We start from the raw sequence: 1884 nt of genomic DNA on the forward strand, positions 1-1884 counted from the left end.
CGACCTGTTCGGCGATCCCATCGCGCTGCTGACCAGAGCCGGCATCGCCGTCACGCCCGAGCTGATGGGCGAGATCGACCATCGTGCACAAACGGTCGCGCTGGCCATCCGCGCGCCGCGGCCCGTGCATGTCGCCGAGCTGGTCGGGCAGGTGCGGGTTGCGGCCCGGCGGGTGGAGATCGACGTTGTCACTGCCGCGATCGCGTCGCTCCTTGACGCTGACCTGGCCGACGGCGCGCCTGTCGCGATCACCATCGCCGCCGATGTGCGGCTGACCCGGACGGGGAGGGTGGTGCGGCTGGTCCACCGCGATGGACGCGCAGCCGCGGCGTCATCGGCGGGATCGGACCATTCGGCGCTCAAGCTGCTGGTCACTGCGCGGCGGTGGTGGGCAATCCTGCGCGCGGGCGAAATCCGCATCAAGGAGCTGGCGGCTCGCGAGGGCGTCAGCGCGTCGTGGATGACGCGGGTCGTGCGGCTGGCATTCCTTTCGCCGGAGATCGTCGACGCGGTACTCGCCGGCAACCTGCGCAGCGACGTGGACGGGCTGACGCTGATACAGCCCGATGCAATATCGGTCAGCTGGCAAGCGCAGCGTGCGCGGTATCTATAGCGGACTGGTTCATTTGCTTGCGCCCCTGTTCGAGGCGCAGTCAGCTGAAATAACTGAAAACGCTGGCAATCATTTTCGCCTGTGCGGCGAAATAATCACGCGCCCGTAAACCGCTCATGTTTATCTGAAATGTCCCAACTTCGATCTTGCTGCATGGCTATTGATCTCATTCTCGAAGCGTTTATTCAGATCGCCAAATTCAGGGAGAGGCGAGCATGAGCGAAGAGACGTCAATGGATGCGGTTGAACTTGCTGCTGAACTAACCGCTGCCTGGCTCGCCAATAACAACACGCGCGCCTCGACCGAAGAGGCGGTGGCGTTTCTGACCGCGATGCACAAAACCGTAGGCAGTCTTTCCGCGCCGGCAGCGACAGAAGCTGAACCTGCCGCCGCAACAGACTATACGCCCGCCGTGACCGCGCGGAAAAGCCTTGCCAGCAAGGAACACATCCTCTCGATGATCGATGGCAAGCCCTACCGCACGCTGACCCGCCATCTCGGCACGCATGGTCTGACGCCAGACGAATATCGCTCGCGCTACAACCTTCCCGCAACCTATCCCATGACCGCGCCGGCCTATTCCGAGCAGCGCCGCGAGATGGCGAAGAGGATTGGCTTGGGTCGCAAGCCCGCGCCGAAGGTGGAGAACAGGCCTGCCCCAAAGGCAGCGCCCAGGCCCAGAAAGGCAGCGAAAGCGAAGGGCACCCCCGAAGCCGCGGTCGGCTAAGACCCGCCGGGATCCGCATCGTTATCGTTTGAGCTGGCCACCGCCGCGACAATCATCGTCGCGAGGCTTTCTTCCGCCTCGCGACGGACCTTGCGCTCCTTTGAAAGCAGGCCCTGCTTCAGCCAATCCGGCGCGCGCGCCAGAATGGCGGCGACGATCTGCTGCAGGTCGGAACTGGTGCTCATTTCCTGCCCTGAACATACGGCGCGCAGGCAGGCAAGGCCTGACTGGGGGCAGTCCCGCTGGTCTTGTGAGGGCAGGGGGCAGGGCACTCAGTCGGTCGTCACGACCAGCCTGCCGGATTGCGCCTCCCTAGCGGTCATTTGTGGTTTAGCTGCAACTTCGCGAAGCGGACTTTGCAAATGCATGATCCGCCCAACAGATTAGAAGTTATAGGGCGGATAGCGGCCGTGACCGCAAGCATCTTAGAGTCCGTTTGAGAATGCTTACGGATGAACGATGCGGCGGAGCATGAGGCTGCCGAGGGCGACGTGGATCATGGCTTCGGAGACGTCGAGGCGTTTTTCGTAGTCGCGCACGAGG

Annotated in this window: 2 protein-coding genes and 2 pseudogenes; 2 read left to right on the forward strand and 2 right to left on the reverse strand. The window is 63.2% G+C overall.

Annotated elements, in window-relative coordinates; translation table 11 throughout:
* Window positions 1-613, forward strand: a pseudogene (locus tag M9978_RS22885) (hypothetical protein); the annotation flags it as partial.
* Window positions 614-828: 215 nt separating this feature from the next.
* Window positions 829-1341 carry a Ros/MucR family transcriptional regulator gene (locus M9978_RS22890; protein ID WP_254297471.1) on the forward strand — a complete coding sequence of 171 codons (513 nt, stop codon included), beginning with the start codon at window positions 829-831 and terminating at the stop codon, window positions 1339-1341.
* Here M9978_RS22890 and M9978_RS22895 read toward each other — a convergent pair.
* Together M9978_RS22895 and M9978_RS22900 are read right to left on the reverse strand one after the other, a co-directional pair.
* Complete coding sequence (locus M9978_RS22895; protein ID WP_254297473.1) at window positions 1338-1526, reverse strand: DUF6771 family protein; 189 nt, start codon at window positions 1524-1526, stop codon at window positions 1338-1340. The two genes, M9978_RS22890 and M9978_RS22895, sit on opposite strands and share 4 nt — an antisense overlap.
* A 261-nt stretch (window positions 1527-1787) precedes the next feature.
* Window positions 1788-1884: pseudogene (locus M9978_RS22900) on the reverse strand (IS5/IS1182 family transposase); the annotation flags it as partial.

The organism is Sphingomonas tagetis, from assembly GCF_024211275.1.
Classification (GTDB): domain Bacteria; phylum Pseudomonadota; class Alphaproteobacteria; order Sphingomonadales; family Sphingomonadaceae; genus Sphingomonas; species Sphingomonas tagetis.